17 protein-coding genes are annotated in these 18,334 nt (G+C 63.6%); 5 read left to right on the top strand and 12 right to left on the bottom strand.

Going from position 1 to position 18,334, the window contains the following annotated elements; genetic code table 11:
* Positions 1-298: 298 nt before the first annotated feature.
* Together ASE71_RS10230 and ASE71_RS10235 are read left to right on the top strand one after the other, a co-directional pair.
* Positions 299-1,087: an NAD-dependent epimerase/dehydratase family protein gene (locus ASE71_RS10230; RefSeq protein ID WP_060520899.1), complete on the top strand. Its 789-nt coding sequence runs from the start codon at positions 299-301 to the stop codon at positions 1,085-1,087.
* A 108-nt stretch (positions 1,088-1,195) separates the two neighbouring features.
* The gene (locus ASE71_RS10235; RefSeq protein ID WP_060520898.1) at positions 1,196-1,933 is read left to right on the top strand and encodes a FadR/GntR family transcriptional regulator; all 738 of its coding nucleotides are present in this window, start codon (positions 1,196-1,198) and stop codon (positions 1,931-1,933) included.
* Between the two features lie 21 nt (positions 1,934-1,954).
* Here the strand turns inward: ASE71_RS10235 and ASE71_RS10240 are convergent, their stop codons facing one another.
* The 5 genes from ASE71_RS10240 to pcaD form a co-directional block, all read right to left on the bottom strand.
* Positions 1,955-3,010 (bottom strand): 3-carboxy-cis,cis-muconate cycloisomerase, encoded by a 1,056-nt coding sequence (locus tag ASE71_RS10240; RefSeq protein WP_060520905.1) that lies wholly within the window; start codon positions 3,008-3,010, stop codon positions 1,955-1,957.
* Between the two features lie 105 nt (positions 3,011-3,115).
* Positions 3,116-3,730 carry a protocatechuate 3,4-dioxygenase subunit alpha gene (gene pcaG / locus ASE71_RS10245; protein ID WP_060520897.1) on the bottom strand — a complete coding sequence of 205 codons (615 nt, stop codon included), beginning with the start codon at positions 3,728-3,730 and terminating at the stop codon, positions 3,116-3,118.
* Positions 3,730-4,479: a protocatechuate 3,4-dioxygenase subunit beta gene (gene pcaH / locus ASE71_RS10250; protein WP_060520896.1), complete on the bottom strand. Its 750-nt coding sequence runs from the start codon at positions 4,477-4,479 to the stop codon at positions 3,730-3,732. Before pcaH ends, pcaG begins: the two co-directional genes overlap by 1 nt.
* Positions 4,480-4,491: 12 nt before the next feature.
* Positions 4,492-4,896 (bottom strand): 4-carboxymuconolactone decarboxylase, encoded by a 405-nt coding sequence (pcaC, locus tag ASE71_RS10255; RefSeq protein WP_034801802.1) that lies wholly within the window; start codon positions 4,894-4,896, stop codon positions 4,492-4,494.
* Positions 4,889-5,701, bottom strand: coding sequence for a 3-oxoadipate enol-lactonase (pcaD, locus tag ASE71_RS10260; RefSeq protein ID WP_060520895.1), 813 nt, complete (start codon positions 5,699-5,701; stop codon positions 4,889-4,891). The genes pcaC and pcaD overlap by 8 nt, the downstream gene beginning before the upstream one ends.
* A 93-nt stretch (positions 5,702-5,794) precedes the next feature.
* Between pcaD and pcaQ the strand changes: the two genes are divergently transcribed.
* On the top strand, positions 5,795-6,721 hold the full coding sequence (gene pcaQ / locus ASE71_RS10265) for a pca operon transcription factor PcaQ (protein ID WP_060520904.1): 927 nt from the start codon (positions 5,795-5,797) through the stop codon (positions 6,719-6,721).
* 32 nt (positions 6,722-6,753) lie between these two features.
* On the opposite strand, the gene ASE71_RS10270 is transcribed toward pcaQ, so the two are convergent.
* The 6 genes from ASE71_RS10270 to ASE71_RS10295 form a co-directional block, all read right to left on the bottom strand.
* Positions 6,754-8,439, bottom strand: a complete 1,686-nt coding sequence (locus tag ASE71_RS10270) for a Na/Pi cotransporter family protein (RefSeq protein ID WP_060520894.1) — start codon at positions 8,437-8,439, stop codon at positions 6,754-6,756.
* Positions 8,440-8,461: 22 nt separating this feature from the next.
* Complete coding sequence (locus ASE71_RS10275; protein ID WP_034801808.1) at positions 8,462-9,067, bottom strand: histidine phosphatase family protein; 606 nt, start codon at positions 9,065-9,067, stop codon at positions 8,462-8,464.
* Positions 9,064-10,164, bottom strand: a complete 1,101-nt coding sequence (locus ASE71_RS10280) for an ABC transporter ATP-binding protein (RefSeq protein WP_060520903.1) — start codon at positions 10,162-10,164, stop codon at positions 9,064-9,066. The genes ASE71_RS10275 and ASE71_RS10280 overlap by 4 nt, the downstream gene beginning before the upstream one ends.
* A complete protein-coding gene (locus ASE71_RS10285) occupies positions 10,161-11,906 on the bottom strand; it encodes an ABC transporter permease (RefSeq protein WP_051659593.1) in 1,746 nt (581 codons plus the stop codon). The genes ASE71_RS10280 and ASE71_RS10285 overlap by 4 nt, the downstream gene beginning before the upstream one ends.
* Before the next feature lie 61 nt (positions 11,907-11,967).
* Positions 11,968-13,089, bottom strand: a complete 1,122-nt coding sequence (locus ASE71_RS10290) for an ABC transporter substrate-binding protein (protein ID WP_060520893.1) — start codon at positions 13,087-13,089, stop codon at positions 11,968-11,970.
* Between the two features lie 130 nt (positions 13,090-13,219).
* Complete coding sequence (locus ASE71_RS10295; RefSeq protein WP_063891251.1) at positions 13,220-14,056, bottom strand: MurR/RpiR family transcriptional regulator; 837 nt, start codon at positions 14,054-14,056, stop codon at positions 13,220-13,222.
* A gap of 506 nt (positions 14,057-14,562) precedes the next feature.
* Between ASE71_RS10295 and ASE71_RS10300 the strand changes: the two genes are divergently transcribed.
* Together ASE71_RS10300 and ASE71_RS10305 are read left to right on the top strand one after the other, a co-directional pair.
* Positions 14,563-15,609 (top strand): ATP-binding protein, encoded by a 1,047-nt coding sequence (locus ASE71_RS10300; protein WP_060520892.1) that lies wholly within the window; start codon positions 14,563-14,565, stop codon positions 15,607-15,609.
* Positions 15,610-15,706: 97 nt separating this feature from the next.
* The gene (locus ASE71_RS10305; protein WP_060520891.1) at positions 15,707-16,318 is read left to right on the top strand and encodes an outer membrane protein; all 612 of its coding nucleotides are present in this window, start codon (positions 15,707-15,709) and stop codon (positions 16,316-16,318) included.
* 361 nt (positions 16,319-16,679) lie between these two features.
* Here the strand turns inward: ASE71_RS10305 and ASE71_RS10310 are convergent, their stop codons facing one another.
* Positions 16,680-18,299 (bottom strand): ABC transporter substrate-binding protein, encoded by a 1,620-nt coding sequence (locus ASE71_RS10310; RefSeq protein ID WP_082566483.1) that lies wholly within the window; start codon positions 18,297-18,299, stop codon positions 16,680-16,682.
* Between the last annotated feature and the right edge of the window lie 35 nt (positions 18,300-18,334).

The following is an 18,334-nucleotide window of genomic DNA, read 5'->3' on the forward strand; positions in this document are numbered from 1 at the left end:
TTCGTGCGGGTCCTCCCTAAAACTCGACGCGCCTACTAAGCAAGTCATCACACACATGTCAATACGTCGTAATACAAGTCATCATATAAGATCTGCGGGTCGCCTTTGTACTTCGAAAGCGACGTGACGCCATAAGGCCGAAATTCGGCGCCAAACGCCGCCAAGAGATCGCTCCTTAACAAAATCGCCTCATCGCGAAAGCATTGCAATAGAGATGTATTATATGTTAGCGGATATCATATGATATGTGGGCGCATCGATCGCGGTGAGCGCCTGCACCGGCTTGGGGGGACAGGCGATGGAACGACTTCTGATCACCGGCGCGGCGGGGCAATTGGGCCGCGTCATGCGCGAAAGGCTGGCGCCATTGGCAAGGACGATCCGTCTAGCAGATCGCGCGCCGCTCGATCCGCCGGGTGAAAACGAGGAATGCGTTCAGTGCGACCTGGCCGACCGGGGCGCCGTCAACGAGCTTGTCGTCGGATGCGATGCGATCGTGCATCTGGGCGGCATTTCGGTCGAACGTCCGTTCTCGGAAATCCTCGACGGCAATATTCTCGGCCTCTACAATCTCTATGAGGCGGCGCGCGCCAACAACAAGCCACGCATCCTCTTTGCCAGCACCAACCACACGATCGGCTACTATCCGCAAGGCGAACGGCTCGGCCCGAACGCGCCCTACCGGCCCGACGGGCTCTACGGCGTGTCGAAGTGCTTCGGCGAAGCGCTGGCGCGCATGTATTTCGAGAAGTTCGGCCAGGAGACCGCCCTGGTCCGCATCGGCTCCTGCCTGCCCGAGCCCGTCAACTATCGCATGCTCTCCACCTGGTTTTCCCATGACGACTTCGTATCCTTGACGGAGGCCGTCTTCCGTGTGCCGGTTCTCGGTTGCCCGGTCATCTGGGGCGCCTCGGCCAACGACGCCGGCTGGTGGGACAATTCGCATGTTTCCTGGCTCGGCTGGCGCCCGAAGGACAATGCCGAAGTTTTCCGTCAGAAAGTCGCTGAAAACACCCCCACGCCGCAGCCGGGCGACTCTCTCGTGCGCTATCAGGGCGGCGCCTTCGTCGATGATCCGATTTATTGAGACATCACCCTTGGTTCCCGCGCATTGCAGCCAGCCATGGATTGCGCCCTTGATCGGCAATGGCGTATCCAGACACAAAGCACCCAAGTCGCAGAAACGGCCATTCCCATGAGCAACGTCACCGCCTCCGAACCCCCCGCCTCTCAAGGCAAGACGCTGGTGGCCAAGGTAACGGACGCCCTCAGCGGCCAGATCGGCGCCGGGCATTACAAGCCTGGCGACCGCCTGCCTTCGGAAGCGCAGCTGACGCAGGAATTCGGCGTGAGCCGCACGGTCGTGCGCGAAGCGATCGCGGCGCTGCGCTCCGGCGGGCTTGTCGAGGCGCGGCACGGTATCGGTGTCTTCGTGCTGGAGCCTGCGCCTTCGACCCCGCTGCCGTTCCACGGCATCGATCTTGCGCGCGTCTCTTCGCTGATCGAAATGCTGGAACTGAGGACCGCCGTCGAGGGCGATGCCGCAGCGCTTGCCGCCCTTCGCCGTTCGCCGGCCCAGGAAGAAAAGATCGCCGAAGCGTTCGACAGTTTCTGCGAGAGCGCCGCGCAGGGGCGGCCGACGGCGGAGGCCGACTTCAACTTCCATCTGGCGATCGCCCAGGCGACCAACAACCCGCGCTTCAGCGAGTTCCTGCAGATGCTCGGCACGGCGCTCATTCCCCGCCGAGCGGTTTCGGAGAGCGGCGAGGAAACCGTGCTGGCGTCTGCGGAGCTGTCGCGATTGATCGCCGAGCACGAGGCGATCCTCATCGCCATCCAGGATGGAGACGAGGAGCAGGCGCGCAGCGCCATGCGCCAGCACCTCAAGAACAGCCAGGTGCGCTACCGCTCGATGTTGCGCGCGGCCCGCTGAGGGATCGCGTCACCAGCCCGCTCAGGCGCGGCCAAGCCGGCGTATGTTGCCCACGAGTTCGCCAGCCAGACGAAGCGCTGCCGCCGTCGCACCAGCCATCTGCGGCATGATCAGCCATTCCAGCGTCCAGGCGGCGCCGGAACGCTCCTGTTCGTGGATCAGCGCATGGTGCATGCCGGAAAGCTGGGTCGCGTTGAACCGCGCGAGCGCCACCAGAACTTCGGCTGCCACCGGGTTCTGCTTGTGCGGCATTGCCGAGGATCCGCCGCCACCCGCAAGCTCGATCTCGTCGCCCTGCTGCGCCATCAAGGCGATGTCCTGGCCGAACTTGCCGAGGCTGCCCGTGACCAGCGACAGGGCATTGGCGAAGTCCGCCACCTCCGAGCGCTGGCTGTGCCATTGCGGAAAGTCGGCGAGATCGAGTTCTTCGGCAAGCGTCGCGCGCACGTCGTCCGCCCGGTCACCGAGCTTCTCCAGCGTCCCGGCGGCGCCGCCGAACTGGACGGCGAAGAGATCGCGATCCATCGCTTCCAGCCGGTCCTTGTGATCGAGCAGCGGCTCGATCCAGCTGCGCAGCCGGTCCGACACGGTGATCGGGATCGCCGCCTGCATACGGGTGCGCCCCATCAGTCCGCGCTCGCCCCATTCGTTGTCGCACTCCTCGAGCACCGTGACGATGTTGCCGAGCCGGACGGCGAAAAGCTCGGCCACCGCCTTCATCCTGAGCATCAGGCTGGTGTCGATGACATCCTGGCTGGTGGCGCCGTAATGCACATAGTCTGCCGCCTCGCCGCCGACGATCAATCGCAACTGTCGCACGAGTTCCGGAACCACCACCCCGTCGGCCGCCACGGCCCGCCTCAGCGCGCTGACGTCGGGCGAAAAGGCGCGGCACGCCTCGGTGATCCGGTCGGCAGCCTTGGCCGGGATGATGCCGTGCACGGCCTCGGCCCGCGCAAGCGCCGCCTCGAAGGCGAGCATCGCATGGATATCGGCGGAAGCCGAGAACTCGGCGGCAACCGCCTCATCCCCCAGCAACCCGGAAAGATAAGGGTGGTCGAAGGCGGAATAGGTCATGATTTCCCCGTTTCTGGTCGCGGATGCGGCTCGCCGAACGAAATGCCACCTGCTGCCCTGAATGCCGCCCATGCGGCACTCCATGTCCAGGCGTGACATTCCTGTTCAGATGTCGAGGAAGACCGTTTCCTTCTCACCCTGCAGGTGAATGTCGAAGACATAATTAGGCGCCGTTCCGGTCGCGACAAGCGTCGCGACGCGATGGCGATGTTCGATGCGCGCAAGCAGCGGATCGGCAGCGTTGGCTGCCGCCTCGTCCGGAAAATACATGCGGGTGTGAAGCCCTATGTTGATGCCCCGCGCGACGATCCAGAAGGTGATGTGCGGCGCCATTCTCCGGTCGTGGCTGTAGGGAACCTGCCCCGGCTTGATGGTCTCGAAGGAAAAGACCCCGTCTTCGGCGCCCGTTGCGCAGCGCCCCCAGCCGGTGAAGTTTGCGTCCGCAGCACCGCGTATCTCGGTCGGCGAATTGTAGAACCCGGCGGCATCCGCCTGCCAGATCTCGAGGAGTGCGTCTTTCAACGGCGCGCCGGCGCCGTCGATCACCCGTCCGGTGATAGTAATGCGCTCGCCACGCGTCTCAGCGTTCACCATCCGCGATCCGAGGTCAGCCTCGTAGACGCCGGTGATGCCGCAGAAGTTCGGGGTGAGGCCGATATGCACGTAGGGCCCGGCCGTTTGCGAGGGCGTCTCCTTGAGGTAGCCGAGTTGCTGAACCATCAGTTGCCCTCCAGCCGGTTCTCGAACAGTGTCGAGCGGCGTCCCCGCAGCACGATATCGAACTTGTAGGCCCGTGCGTCGAAGGGAATGGTGTTTGCCCAGTCGAGCGGGGCGATCAATTGTTCTACCGCCTGGCGGTCCGGGATGGTGTTGACGATCGGACACTTCCAGATCATCGGGTCGCCCTCGAAATACATCTGGGTGATCAGCCGCTGCGCGAAACCATGGCCGAAGACCGAGAAATGGATATGCGCCGGGCGCCAGTCATTGACGCCGTTCGGCCAGGGATAGGGGCCGGGCTTGATCGTCCGGAAAGCGTAGCCCCCTTCCGCGTCGGTTATCGTGCGGCCGCAGCCGCCGAAGTTCGGATCGAGCGGCGCGAGATAGCTTTCCTTCTTGTGGCGGTAGCGGCCGCCGGCATTGGCCTGCCAGAATTCGAGCAGCGCCCCAGGCACGGCGCGACCGCGCTCGTCGAGCACGCGGCCATGCACGATGATGCGTTCGCCAATGGCGCTCTCACCGGGCTTGGCGAAATTGTGGATGAGGTCGTTGTCGCGTTCGCCGACGACCGAATGCCCGAAGACCGGGCCGGTAATTTCCGAAATCGTGCCGTCGAGTGAAAGCAGCGCCTTTTGAGGCGAGCGCAGCACCGAGGTCTTGTAGCCCGGCGTCAGCGCCGGCGCATGCCATCCACGGTCGCGCGCGAAAAAGGCGCCCGTCTCCGGCTTTCCATTGGTTCTGTCGGACATCGCTTCCTCCCGTCAGGCCGCCGTTCCGGCATCGATCTCGGCAAAGACCTGCTTGGCGATCTTGATCGCGTGGTTGGCCGCCGGCACGCCGGCATAGATCGCCACGTGCAGCAGCGCCTCGCAGATATCCTCGCGGGTCGCACCGGTATTGGCGGTCGCCCGCACATGCATGGCAACCTCGTCATCCTGGCCGAGGGCTGCGAGCAACGCGATCGTCACGATCGAGCGCTCACGCTTCGTCCAGGTCGGCCGCGACCAGACATGGCCCCACGCCGCTTCGGTGATCAGCTCCTGGAAGGGGCGGTCGAATTCGGTAGAAACCGACTGCGTCCGATCCACGTGATTGTCGCCGAGCACCGCACGGCGCGTGGCCATGCCCTGGCGATAGCGGTCGGAGGGCGCAGAAGCGTCACTCATGGGTCCTGTCTCCATGCATTGCAATTTCGAAGAAGGCGCGAAGCACCGCGGTCAAGGCTTCCGGGTTTTCGACGCAGGGAATGTGACCGGCATCGCGGATGACTTCGTAGTGCGCGCCGGGAATGAGGCGGGCGGTCGCAAGCACCACATCCGGCGGCGTCGAGCCGTCCTGATCGCCGACGACGCAAAGCGTCGGCACGGCGATGCGGGCTGCCGCCTCGGTATAGTCGGCGTCGCGGATGGCGGCACAGGTGGCGACGTATCCGGTTACAGGCTGACGGACGAGCATGTTGCGATAGCCGGCATAGGCGATGTTTTCCGGGCGGCGAAACGCCGGCGTGAACCAGCGCTCGAGCACGCTATCGGCAATCGCCTCGATGCCGTGTTCCTCGACCGCCGCGATGCGTGCAGCCCAGGTCTCGGCCGTGCCGATCTTGTGCGCCGTGTCGCAAAGGACGAGCGCCCGCACCAGATCGGGCCGTCGCTGGTAGAGCGACTGCGCAATCAGGCCGCCGACCGAGAGGCCGCAGATGATCGCCTGCTTGACCGAGAGCATGTCGAGCAGGCCGGCAAGGTCGTTCGCATGGTCCTCGATCGCATAGGGTGTGGGCCCGATATCCGAGAGGCCATGGCCGCGTTTGTCGTAGAGGACGATGGCAAAATCGCCGGCAAGACGGACGATGACATCGCGCCAGATGCGAAAATCCGTGCCGAGCGAATTGGCGAAAACCAGCACCGGCCGGTCGCCGGTGGCGCCGATCACCTGATAGTGGATCGTAATGTCGTTGATACGGGCAAACTGCACGGGCTCTCTCCTCCGCCACCAAATTGGATATTTAATCTGGTTAGGTAAAATGATATTTCATGGCATTTCATTAACTTGAGGGTTATGAATTCCATGATCGACGCCCGGGTCAAGTTTCGCCATCTACAGACATTTGTCGAGGTCTCCCGGCAGAAGAGCGTGATGAAGGCGGCCGAGCTGCTGCATGTCAGCCAGCCGGCCGTGACCAAGACGATCCGCGAACTCGAAGAGGCGCTTGGCGTCGCGGTCTTCGAGCGCGACGGGCGCGGCATCAAGATAACACGCTACGGCGAGGTGTTCCTGCGCCACGCCGGTGCGGCGCTGACGGCGCTTCGGCAGGGGCTCGATTCCGTCTCGCAGGAACGGTCCGGCGACGGCGTTCCTGTCAGGATCGGCGCGCTACCGACAGTCTCGACACGCATCATGCCGCACGCCATGACGCTGTTTCTCAAGGAGGAGACCGGCGCCCGCATCAAGATCGTCACCGGCGAGAACGCAGTCCTCCTCGAACAGCTGCGCGTCGGCGATCTCGATCTGGTCGTCGGGCGGCTTGCGGCACCGGAAAAGATGACCGGCTTTTCCTTCGAGCATCTCTATTCGGAACAGGTGGTCTTTGCCGTCAGGGCCGGACATCCGCTGCTTGCCGGCGCCCATTCCACCTTTGCGCGGCTCGCCGACTTCCCGGTCCTGATGCCGACACGCGCCTCGATCATCCGCCCCTTCGTCGAGCGCTTCCTGATCACAAATGGCATTGCCAGTCTGCCGAACCAGATCGAGACCGTGTCCGACGCCTTCGGCCGGGCCTTCGTGCGGGCGAGCGATGCGATCTGGATCATCTCCGCCGGCGTCGTCGCCGCCGATGTCGACGATGGCACGATCGCAATCCTGCCGATCGACACAAGCGAAACGAAAGGTCCTGTTGGCCTGACCATGCGCGCCGACGCGGTGCCGCCGCTCGCCCTTTCTCTGCTGATGCAGACTATCCGAGAGGCGGCGACAGCGGTCTCAGCCAAGCTCTAGCAGCGCCTGGCCGATCGACACCGCCTTTGCGATCATCTCGCACCGGCAACCGCTCCGACGTTGAGAATTCGGCTGCTGCTCAACAGGCCTGCGGCCTGCACCAGCGGATAACCGGCGGCTGCGATATCGGAATTGATCCGGTGGAGGTCGCGCACGAGGTCGATGAAGAGGGCATTGTCTCTCGCACCGGCCGCCGTCTCCACATGCTCGCCGCCGAGATGCCGGCGCACGATTTCATCTTCGAGTTCACGGAAGCGGTCCTTTTGGGCCGCGAGCCGCGATGCGGCCGCGACGTCGCGGGAGGAGAGGGCCGCAGGCAACAATCGCAACGAGGCCACGATCACCTCCGAGAGCGCCTCGATCGCCGCACGCTGGCTGACGGTGAACTGGATGTTCTGCTTGATTTTCGCCCTGATGCGATCGGCAAGGCTTAGCTTGATGACGTCGCCCGCATGTTCGAGATTGCTCGCAAACAACATGATCTCATGGGCTCTGCTCGTCTCTCCGGCCGGCAACCCGTCCTGTGTCAATTGGCCGAGATAGGCGTGCACCGACGCCATGTAATTGCCGAGCCGTGCATCCACGGGCAGCAGTTCCTTCAGATTTTCGAGCCTGCCGGCCTGTAACGACGTCAGCGCCATCCGGAACATGCGCTCCAGCAATTCGCTCATGCGGATCGTTTCGGTCGTTGCATTGCTGAGCGCGATTGCCGGCGTCTCCAGCGACATGCTGTCGAGATAGCGCGGAGACGTCAAGGGATCGCCAACGACCGGCGCTGGCGGGACAAGCCGTTCCACAAGGTTCACGACGAACGACGACAGCGGCAAGAACACGGCCGCAACGACCAGGTTGAAGGTGACGTGAAGACCGACCGCGACATGCAACGGATCGGTGGGTAGACGGCCGGCAATATCGACGATCTGCCGCGCGAAGGGCAGCAGCGACACGGCCAGAAGCCCGCGGCAGAAGAGATTGGCGACCGGCAGCTTGCGGGCAGATGGCGGCTGGTCGAGCGTGGCGCTGACCGCCGGAAGTCCGCCGCCGAAATTGATTCCGAGGATAAGCGGGACGGCGCCGGCGACTTCGAGGCTGCCGTTCATCAGGAGCGAGGCGACGAGCAGGATGACGGCAAGCGTCGAGTGGAACAGCCATGCAAGCATTGCACCGACGAGGAAGCCAAGCACGGGCTCCGTCGCGACCGCCTGCAGGACATCGTGGAAAAGCGTGGCTTCGCGCAGTGGCGCGGTCGCCGACACGATCACCTTCAAGGCCATCAGCATCAGCCCGAGGCCCATCAGGATGCGGCCGGCGTTACGCGGTCGGATTTCGCCGGATACGCTGAATGCGATGTATCCGGTCAGGAGAAACAGCGGAGCGAGCACGCCGGCAAGCGACGAGCCGGAGGCAAAGAGGCCGGAGACGAGCGCGGAGCCGATATCCGCCCCGAGCAGGACGGCGAGCCCGGTCTGGGCCGAAATCGCACCGGCGCCTGCAAGCCCGGCAACGATCAGCGCCATGGCCGTGGCGCTGCCGAGCACGGCGGTCGCAAGGACCCCGCCACCGAAGGCGGTAAGCCGGTTCGACAGGCGTTCTTCGACAAAGCGCTGCAGCCGGTCGCCCCAGCCGCGCATGACGCCAGTGCGCACCATGCGAACGCCCCACAGAAGCAGCGCCACGCCACCCAGAAGTTCCAGGATAACGAATGTGCCGGAGTTCATCTCATGCCCCTCGCCGCAAGTATCAGTCGGCGACGAAGTCGTCGGGTGCGACAGATCCGATGTTGTAGCCCTCCAGCTGCGCGGTCATGCTGCCGCGCCGCGGGAAATGCAGGATGGTCGCCGTCCCCGGCGTGACGGGGACGACGCGCGACGGGGGAAGATCGAGGAATTCGTGGCAGGCGGCGCGCACCACGCCACCATGGGCAACCACGAGCAGGTCCCCTTCGGTGCGCGACATCCAGTCATGCACGCCTTCGGCCACGCGGCCGCGAAAGGCGCCCCAGGTTTCGCCGTTGGCCGGCGTGAACGTACCGGCGCGCCATGCGGCATATTCTTCCGGCCGCTCGGCGATCAGATCCGGCTTGCGCCGTCCCGTCCATTCGCCCATGTCCAATTCGCGGAAGCGCTCGTCGGTCGGCGCGTCCGGGTGACCGATGAGGGCGACCGTCTGCCGGGTGCGGCCGAGATCGGAGGCGATAATGCGAACCGGCTTCAACGCCTTGGCGTAGGGGCGGAACCGCCTCACCTGCGCGACCCCGCGCTCGGACAGGAGCGAGTTGTCCTGTCCCTGGAGGCGTTGTTCGGCGTTCCACTGGGTTTCGCCGTGGCGCATGAGGATGAGCCTCATTGTTGGATCCTTTCTCCGGTGGCGGCGAAAACCGCATCGGGGGTGCGAATGAAGGAAAGGGGGATCGGCTCCCCCGGTGTGGCGGTGAAGTAGCTGTCGGCCATGGCCGTAACGCGCAGGCCGCCGACCATGGCGGTCACCATGGTTCGGCCCGCGATCGGTGCTGCTTCGGCAAAGCGGGCCATAAGCGACGGTGCTCCGGCGACCGCGCCGACGCTGACGTCTTCGGCACGGTAGAGCAGTTGCGCATCGTCGCGGCCGGCCGCCACGGAAGCCGGCGCGAGCACCATATCGCCGAAGACGAGGCCGTCGCCGGCGCGGTGCACCGGTATCAGGTTTGCCGGCGGCGTGCCGAGGAAGGTCGCAACGAAGGTGGTCTGCGGATTGCGCAGGAGATCGATCGGCTTGCCAAACTGTTCGACGCGGCCGTTGTTGAGCACGGCGACATGGGTCGCCATGGTCATCGCCTCGACCTGGTCGTGCGTGACGTAGACCGATGTCGCCCCCGTCGCCCGGTGGATGCGCATCAGCTCGCTGCGCATCTCGATGCGCAGCTTGGCATCGAGGTTCGACAGCGGCTCGTCGAACAAAAGAATGCTCGGCTGTGGCGCGATCGTGCGGGCGATCGCCACGCGCTGCTGCTGGCCGCCGGAGATCTCGGCCGGATACCGTTCGGCAAGCGTGTCGATGCCGAGAAGCGAAAGCACTTCCCGCACACGCTGCTCGCGCTTGTCGCGCGGCCATCTGGCGACTTTCAGCGGCCAGGCGATGTTGCCGGCGACCGTCATGTGCGGCCAGAGCGCATAGCTCTGGAACACGAGCCCGGCGTTGCGCTTGCCGGCGTCGGCAATGACGCCGCCCGCGCCGCTCGATACGGTCTGCCCGACGAAGGCGATTTCGCCTTCGCTCGGGCTTTCAAGCCCGGCCAGCATGCGCAGAAGGGTCGACTTGCCGCAACCCGAGGGGCCGACGAGCACGAGAAAGGACCCCGCCGGTACCGAGATGTTGACGTCCTTGACGGCGGTAAAGGCGCCAAAGCGTTTGACGAGGCTGCGGATCTTGATGGCGTCCGCAGTGCCGGTTGCTAAAGCATTCATGGTGCTTTCCATTTCTGGACACGGTTCTGCAGGCTGTGGGCCACGAAGGAGGCAGCCAGGCAGACGACGAGGATGACGAGGGTGATGGCATTGGCGAACTGCAGGAAGCCTTCCGCAGCATAGCGATAGGCGACCATGCTCAAGACCGGCGAGGTGGCGGTGAACAGCAGCACGACCAGCGAGAGATCCCGCACCATCTTGACGAAGACGAGGATCGCGCCGGCAAAGAGGCCCCGGATCGCGAGGGGAAAGATGATCGCGAACAGGCGACGGATCAGTCCCGCACCCGTCAGCCGGGCGCTTTCCTCGATGTCGGCGGAGATCTGGCCGAGCACCGACCGCCCCGACTGCACGGCAAAGGGCAGATTGTGCGCCGATGCCGCGATGACCAGCAGGGCGAAGGTGCCGTAGAGCGAAGGCAGCGGCCCGATCGGCGCGCCGAAGAGCGCGATATAGGCCGCGGCAAAGGCGATGCTCGGCACCAGAAGCGGCAGGAAGGCGAGCTGGCTCAGCAGCGTCGCGAGCAGGCTGCCGCGGCGCTGGACGATGGTATAGGCCAGCCCAAGACCGAGCAGCATCGTGGTGAAGGCGACGACCAGCCCGAGACGGATCGTGTTCCAGATCGCGTCGATCAGCACCGGATTGCGGAAGATACCCGCCTGCCCCTGCGCCATCTCGCCGCCACCTTCGCCGATCCAGAAGTGCAGCGTCCAGTTGGAAAACAGCGCGCCGCTCTGCGGTGCCAGGCTCGACGCGGCCAGCACGAGGACCGGCAGCACCGTGGTCAGAAACCCGATGATGACGGCGATGGCAAAGAGTGGCCAGCGCCAGGCGCCAAGCGGGAAGCGTTTGGTCCGCCCGCCTTTGCCGGTCACCGTGATGAAGGCCTTGCGACCGGAGACGATACGATCGGAGAGCCACAGGAACAGTGCCGACACTGCAATGAGCAGCAGCGCAAGCACGAAGCCGCGTTCGTTCTGCCCGGTCTCGATCATGCCGAAGAGACGGGTAGAAAGCGTCTGCATCCGCACCGGCAGGCCGAGCAAAGCGGGTGCCGCGAAATTGGCGACGGCACCGGCGAAGGTCAGCGATGCCGCGGCAATCAGCGCCGGCGTGACCACCGGCAGGATGATGCCGAAGAAGATGCGCGGGCGCTTGGCGCCGGCCATCTGGCCTGCCTCGACGAGATCGGCGCCGACCGAACTCAAGGCCGCGGCGATGATCGTATAGGCGAGCGAATAATAGTGCGCGATCAGCACGATCGCCGTCGGGATGAGCCCCCAGGCGAGCCAGTCGGGAATGGCAAGGCCGCTGGTTTCGAAGAAGCCGGCCGAACCGCCGAGACGCGAATTGCGAAACAGCGTGCCCCAGGCAAGGGCTGCGGCAAAGCTCGGGATCATGTAGGGCAGCGACGCCATCAGGCCGAGGAAGCGACGGCCCGGCACGTCCGTCAGCACCACAAGCCAGGCAAGGAAGCCGCCGATGAGCAGGCAGCCGGCGCCGACGCTGAAACCGAGGATCATGGTATTGAGGAGCGGCCGCCACCAGAGGTTGGCCGAGAGCGGGCTGGCGAGCACGGCCTTCCAGGCCGCCATGCCCTCAGGCGTCAGCGTCGTGAAGAGGATGCGCAAGAGCGGAGCGACGACCAGGATCGCGACGATGGCGACGAGAATTGCCGGCAAGAGGAAGCCCGATCGGAGCAGCCGGCTGCCCGATGGTGCGGATATCGATAGGGATGTCATGTCAGAGCCTCGGCGTCTGTCGGCACGCGTTTTGGAAAAGCGTGCCGACAGACGGTTTCCGTTACTGGAGCGTGATGATCAGGTCGGCAATGCGCCCGCGCGCGGCGGCCGTCTTTGCCGGGTCGATCGTCCAGGCCTTTAAGTCATCGAGCTTCACCGAGTCCGGATGGTGGGCGATGGTCTTGCGGGTCGCGTAGTCGCCGGGGACGTTGAAGGGCTCGAAGCCCGCCCCGCCGGTCGGCGTATCGTCGCCGAACATGAAGTCGATCAGCAACCGAGCGGCCGCCGGATGCGGCGCCTTGTCTGCGACCGTCAGTACCGCCGGAAACAGGATGCCGTTGGCCGGCTCGACATTGTTGGCGATCTGCAGCGCCCAGCCCTCCTTCTCGTTGTCACGACGGTCGGAATAGGTGCCGAAACCGACGGGCGGGCTCTTGGCGTTGACGTCTCCCACCGACTTGTTGAGCACGTCGCTGTTGGGAACCAGGATCAGGTCGTTGGCGAAGAGGTCCTTGATGAACTGCTCACCGGCGCCCTGAAGATCACCTTCAACTTCGATATCCTTGCCGAAATGCGCCTTGTAGGCGGCGGCCATTTCGTTCGGATGCAGCGCGATCTCGGTCAGGAGATCGAGAAGTTCGCCACGCTGGCTCGGATCGACCATCAGCACCCTTCCCTGCCATTCCGGCTGGGTGAGCTGCCAGAGATTACTGACGGGCGAACCATCAGGAAACGCCTTCTCGTTGTACATCAGCACCTTCGTCGAGAGGCGCTGGGTCAGGAGCGGCGCCTTGTAGCGATCCTCCAGTTCGTTCGCGACCCGCGGCGGCACATAGTTCACGATCCGCTTCCCCTCCAGAAGCTTGGTGAACACGACAGGTGTGTCGGCAATATAGAGCACGTCGACAGCATGCACGCCGGCCTGTTGTTCCGCTTCGACACGCGCGATCTGCTTGGTCGAACTCATGTCGAGGCCGATGAGGTCGATGCCCGGATAGGTCTCTTCGAAGGCCTTCTCGATCTTGGCTATGCGGCTCGACAACGAGAAGACTGTAACGCTTCCCTCCTTCTGTGCGAGCGGCAGCAGTTGCTGCGGCGTCAGCCCGTCGAGATCGGACGCCATCGTCAAGGATGGCAGTGCAAAGCATGCGGCAAGTGCGGCACTGGTCAGTTTTTTCAGCATTTCGTTCTCCTCCCTTTATAGTTCCCCGCTAGAGCATTCTGCCTTCAAGTGGGATCACTTGCGGGCGGAAAGATGCTCTAGAATCAAAGTATTAGAACGTCCCTTGTGCGTTCTTGTGAACGCAGGCGCTCTAGTCGAAGTCGTTGAACAACTCCGACAGCTTCTCCAGCCTGCCGATCACCTGCCCCTGGTGGCGGCCGGCGATCGTCAGCACGATGGCGTTGACGATCGCAAACGGGATCGTCGGCGTCTGAAATTCGCTGCCCGAGCGTCCCCTCGGCGCTGCAAGCATCAGATCGGCAGCGGGCTCCATCAGCGGCCCGACCAGATCGGAAACGAGGATCGAGGGCGCACCGACCCGTGTCGCATGCCGCATCAGCGGGGCGTAGCTTTGCGGCTGTTTGCGAAAGGCAAGCGCCACGATGAGGTCGCCTGCCTCCATGCTGACCAAGCGCTCGGCGATGTCCCGGCCGCGCCCCGTCAGCTGGATCGTGGTCATGCCGAAGCGATCGAGGCGACGCTGCAGGAAGCCGGCCACGGATTGCGCATGCCCCTGCCCGAAGATGAAGACGCGACGTGCGGAAAAAATCATGTCCGCGGCCCTGTCGATATCCGTCTGCTCGACGGACCGGGCGAGCGTTTCGAGCGCGCTGATCTCGGCCGCAATCAGATCGGTCAGGTAGTCGCCATGCTCGACCTTCGAGACCGAGCGGCGCATGCGGTTGGCCGCGTCCTGATCGTCCAGCACCTCGCGCTGCAGCTGCGCGCGAAGGTCCGGAAAGCCCTTGTAGCCGAGCTTCTGCGCCAGCCGGGTGGCGGTGGCCTCATGAACGGAGGCGCGCTGGGAAAGCTGCGGGCCCGACAGGAACGCGGCCTCCGCCCGGTTTTCCAGCATGGTGGTGATCAGCTTCTGATCCGCATCGGTAAGCCGCCTGGAATGCGTCTTAATGCGATCGAGTATCGTCATGACGTCCCCGCAAGTTCATTTGCAGGATCCATCGTTCCTGCAATTTTCCGTGCCGTCAATAATGGCAATGCAAGAATCTTTGCAAGGGTCTGCAATGGGTGATGCCTCCTGTCTGTAGATGGGGTCCCGGCCCTGCAGGTTACCGGCTAGACGCCCCAACAAACCTACCTGCGCGTGCTCCATGCAGGACAATCTGCAACCTGTGCGTTTGCCCAACAGATTCTTTGCAAAGCACCGCAAACCGATGCCGCCGGCCGTGATTGCGCCGGACAAGCTAAGTCCCTCGAACGATTGCTCCTCCGATTTCGGCGCTCTCTCCACGCAACCCACACACGGCCTCAACGAATCCTGTGCCTGCCGGTTGCACCGCTGATTGCAGAGAAACTCCGAGAACCACCATGAGCGATCCCCAAACGACAGACCTTACCTTCGGCCCAACCCCGGGCAGCCGTCCCAGGAAACGGGAATGGGCGATCGGAGGCTTCAGCTGGCTTCTGACGAAACACATGTTTCTGGCGGTGACGGCCACCATTGGGGTGCTGACGTCGGGATCGTTCATTTACATGTACGTCCTCTATCTGACGCACCCCGACGCGGTCCTCGAGCCGGTCACCCTGGTCGAGCTCCTGGTTATGGCCGCAGTGCTCACCGTCAGCCTCATCATCGCTGCCATCATTGGCGGTCGCCTCAGCCACCGGATCGTGAACGCACTGGTGCTCATCCGCGATGCCGCAAAGGCGATCGCGATGGGAAATTTCTCCACCCGCGTGCCCGTTCGATCAAGACGACTGGGGGAGGTCGACGATGTGATCGACCATTTCAACCGGATGGCTGAACTGCTGGAGAACGCAGAGAAGGAGTTGCAGTACCAGAACAACGCCATTGCCCATGAGCTGCGAACGCCGCTGACGGTGCTGCGGGGCCGCCTGCAGGGAATGCGCGACGGCGTCTTCAAGCCAACCACTGAGCTTTACGATGGCTTGATCGGTCAGATCGATCACCTGACCGGCATCGTCGAGGACCTCCGCATCCTGGCGCTCTCGAATGTAGGGCGGCTGGAGCTCCGGTTGGAGCCAGGCGACATGGGCGAAGAGGTCGAGACCGCCGTAGCCGCGATGCTCGGCGAGTTCGAGAAGGCCGGGATGCCGGTATCGCTCAACCTCAGTCGGGCGCCGATGATGCTTGATCGCGGCAAAGTGCGACAGGCCTTGCTTGCGATCATGCACAATGCCACCCGCTATGCGTCCGGAAGCCGGCTCTCCATCGTGGCGAAGATGAGAGGTTCGGAGGCAATCTTCCAATGCCAGGATTCCGGCCCTGGTATGTCCGACGTCGACATCGAGCACGCTTTTGATCGGTTCTGGCGCGCGGATGACTCCCGATCCCGGGCGAGCGGCGGCAGCGGTCTCGGCCTGTCGGTGGTTCGCGCGATCGCCGAGGCCCATGGAGGTTCGGCCAGCGCGAAGCGAAACGAGTTCGGCGGCATGACCTTCGAAATCGCCTTGCCGACAGACTGCGGGAGCAGAGGCTCGCAAAGCGTACTCTCTCCATGAAAACCGGATGAACTCTGCGTGGAACCTGCAAGCAGATGAGGCAAACCGATCGCATTGAACGGGCCGGACCGGTCCGCGACAATAAAGGAAACGATCGATGACACTCAACTTCAAGACGGCCGCGCTTGCTCTCAACGTTGCCGCAGCCGCTTCGACCGCACAGGCCGCTGATTTCAACAATTCGGGCGTCGACTTTGCCAATGTGGATCGTTGGACGGGGGCCTATGCGGGCGGCCACATCGGCACCGGCTCCTCGAACCAGAAGGGCAGCAAGAACAAGATCAACGGCGGCGTCCAGGTCGGCTACAATCAACAGTTCGGCGATTTCGTGGTCGGTGGTGAGATCGAGGCGGCGCGCGCCGGCGGCTTACAGTACCAGGTTGGCAAAGGCGGCGCCTTGCAGCAGACCTGGAGCGGTACGGCCAGGGCCAAGGCGGGCTACGCACTCGACAACGTGTTGCTTTACGGCACGGTGGGCGTCACCACCGCCCGCTTCGAGGGCAAGGGCACCGTAACCTCACGCGATCGCTGGCACACGGGCTGGACCTATGGTGCGGGCGCAGAGATGGGATTTACCGAAAACATCTCCGGCAAGGTCGAATATACCCAGACCCGCTTCAACGGCGTGGACTCCACGATCGGTGGCGTGAAGGGCTCGAACAATCTGGTCAATCACGCGATCAAGACGGGCCTGAACTTCCGCTTCTGATCTCGACACGCCCGGTTCTACTGTCCCCCTAGCACCGGTCGGGCGAGCAGCAACACTTCACCAACCGGCGGCGCCTCGGCAGGCGCAGACTTCCTCGCTTCGGGTATTCCGCGGTTCCGTACAGGGCGCACGGCTCTTTATCCGCTGCGCTCCACACTGGGGAGTTGCAAGATGTAGTCACTGGAACAGGCCGATCAACGCCCTGCCGTTGGCCGCCGCCAGCCGGGCATTGTCGCGGTCGTTCACCCGCCCCCGGGGACCACTGGAGAGTGAAATCTCCAGCGCCTCGGGCGGGACGGGACGAACGCCCGCCTAAGTCACGCGAGAAAATCGAGCTCGCGCCCAGCCCGGATCGGGTGAGTTACTCCTCGATGTCGACCTTGTCGAAGCGATGCGAGCCCAGAGGCTCCATCACGTAGTTCTTCACCTTTTTCGACATCGGCAGCACGACGGTGGAATGTGCGATCGGAACCCAGGGCGCCTGATCGCTGATGATCGCCTGGGCCTCTTCGTAGAGCTTCGTCCGCTCGCCCTGGTCCGAGCTGGCGCGGGCCTTCTGGAAGATCTCATCCAGCGGCTTGTAGCACCAGTTGGCATTGTTGCTGCCACCGACGCCTGAGCAGCTGAAGAAGTAGCTGAGCAGGTTGTCGGGGTCGCCATTGTCGCTCGTGCCGCCGAGGATGATGGCGCCGTCGCGCGCTTTGTCCCGCGACTTCTTGAGGTATTCGCCCCATTCGTAGGAGACGATCTCGACACCGATGCCGACCTTGGCAAGATCCGCCTGCATCAGTTCCGCGGCGCGGCGGGCATTCGGCATATAGGGGCGGCTGACGGGCATTGCCCAGATCTTCATCTTCAGATCCTTGACGCCGGCCTCGTCGAGAACCTTCTTGGCCGCTTCGGGATCGTAGCCATAGCCCTCGATCCCGCCGTTATAGCCCCACATCGTCGGCGGCAGGACGCTCTTGGCCATCTGGCCCATGCCCTGATAGACGGACTCGACGATCGCCTTGCGGTCGATCGCCATGTTGATGGCGCGGCGCACCTCCAGCTTGTCGAATGGCGCCACCAGGGTGTTCATCGCCAGATAGGAAACGTTGAGGCCCGGTTGCTCCATGACGTTGAGGTCCGGATTTGCCTTTAGCTTGGCGATATCGGCCGGTGCCGGATACGGAGCGATGTGGCATTCGCCCGCCTGAAGCTTCTGCATGCGGGTGGTCGGGTCGGTGGTGATCGCGAAGATGAGATTGTCGATCTTCGGCGCGCCATCCCAATAGTCGGCATTGGCGGCAAAACGGATCGCCGCGTCCTGCTGGTAATCGACAAAGCGGAACGGTCCGGTGCCGACCGGCTTGCGATCGAGGTCCTCGCGCCGCCCGTCTGCCGCCAGCTTGTCGGCATATTCCTTCGACACGATCGAGCCGAAGTTCAGCGCGAGCTTCGACGGCAGTGACGCATCCGGCTGGTTCAGTACGAACTTGACGGTCCTGTCATCGACCTTGACGATCTCCTTGATCGCCGCCGGCATCTCCATCGCGTTGAACATTTCCCAGTTCGCGCCGGCGAAATAGCTATGCCACGGATCGTCCTTGTCCATCTGGCGGTTGAAGGTGAAGAGCACGTCGTCTGCATTGAAATCACGCGTCGGCGTGAAATCGTCCGTCGTCTGGAACTTCACGCCCGCGCGCAGTTTCAACGTGTATTCGAGATTGTCGGCGGAAATGGTCCAGCTTTCGGCAAGGCCCGGGACGACATTGGTGGTGCCGGGCTCGAATTCTGTGAGGCGGTCATAGACCGTCTCGGCCGACGCGTCCCAGGTGCTGTTAGCCGAGTACAGTGCCGCGTCGAAGCCTTCCGGCGCGCCTTCCGAGCAATAGACGAGCGTCTTTGCCATGGCCGGCGTCAGCGCGGCGCCTGAAAGCATGGTGGCAGCGAAGAGCGTTACAAGGGTGTTGCGCGTCCGCGCGAATTTCACGTTCATTGGTCTGTCCTCCCTAAAGGAATGGAATGCGAGTG

The sequence above is a fragment of the Ensifer sp. Root954 genome (assembly GCF_001429005.1).
In the GTDB taxonomy this organism is placed as follows: domain Bacteria; phylum Pseudomonadota; class Alphaproteobacteria; order Rhizobiales; family Rhizobiaceae; genus Ensifer; species Ensifer adhaerens.

Excerpts from the sequence above, each read along its gene's own strand:
- pcaQ (WP_060520904.1), top strand. The coding sequence starts at position 5,795 with ATGATCGACGCCCGGGTCAAGTTTCGCCATCTACAGACATTTGTCGAG.
- ASE71_RS10290 (WP_060520893.1), bottom strand. The coding sequence starts at position 13,089 with ATGCTGAAAAAACTGACCAGTGCCGCACTTGCCGCATGCTTTGCACTG.
- ASE71_RS10235 (WP_060520898.1), top strand. The coding sequence starts at position 1,196 with ATGAGCAACGTCACCGCCTCCGAACCCCCCGCCTCTCAAGGCAAGACG.
- ASE71_RS10230 (WP_060520899.1), top strand. The coding sequence starts at position 299 with ATGGAACGACTTCTGATCACCGGCGCGGCGGGGCAATTGGGCCGCGTC.
- ASE71_RS10305 (WP_060520891.1), top strand. The coding sequence starts at position 15,707 with ATGACACTCAACTTCAAGACGGCCGCGCTTGCTCTCAACGTTGCCGCA.
- ASE71_RS10270 (WP_060520894.1), bottom strand. The coding sequence starts at position 8,439 with ATGAACTCCGGCACATTCGTTATCCTGGAACTTCTGGGTGGCGTGGCG.
- ASE71_RS10280 (WP_060520903.1), bottom strand. The coding sequence starts at position 10,164 with ATGAATGCTTTAGCAACCGGCACTGCGGACGCCATCAAGATCCGCAGC.
- ASE71_RS10240 (WP_060520905.1), bottom strand. The coding sequence starts at position 3,010 with ATGACCTATTCCGCCTTCGACCACCCTTATCTTTCCGGGTTGCTGGGG.
- pcaH (WP_060520896.1), bottom strand. The coding sequence starts at position 4,479 with ATGTCCGACAGAACCAATGGAAAGCCGGAGACGGGCGCCTTTTTCGCG.
- pcaG (WP_060520897.1), bottom strand. The coding sequence starts at position 3,730 with ATGGTTCAGCAACTCGGCTACCTCAAGGAGACGCCCTCGCAAACGGCC.
- ASE71_RS10295 (WP_063891251.1), bottom strand. The coding sequence starts at position 14,056 with ATGACGATACTCGATCGCATTAAGACGCATTCCAGGCGGCTTACCGAT.
- ASE71_RS10310 (WP_082566483.1), bottom strand. The coding sequence starts at position 18,299 with ATGAACGTGAAATTCGCGCGGACGCGCAACACCCTTGTAACGCTCTTC.
- ASE71_RS10275 (WP_034801808.1), bottom strand. The coding sequence starts at position 9,067 with ATGAGGCTCATCCTCATGCGCCACGGCGAAACCCAGTGGAACGCCGAA.
- pcaC (WP_034801802.1), bottom strand. The coding sequence starts at position 4,896 with ATGAGTGACGCTTCTGCGCCCTCCGACCGCTATCGCCAGGGCATGGCC.
- ASE71_RS10285 (WP_051659593.1), bottom strand. The coding sequence starts at position 11,906 with ATGACATCCCTATCGATATCCGCACCATCGGGCAGCCGGCTGCTCCGA.
- ASE71_RS10300 (WP_060520892.1), top strand. The coding sequence starts at position 14,563 with ATGTTTCTGGCGGTGACGGCCACCATTGGGGTGCTGACGTCGGGATCG.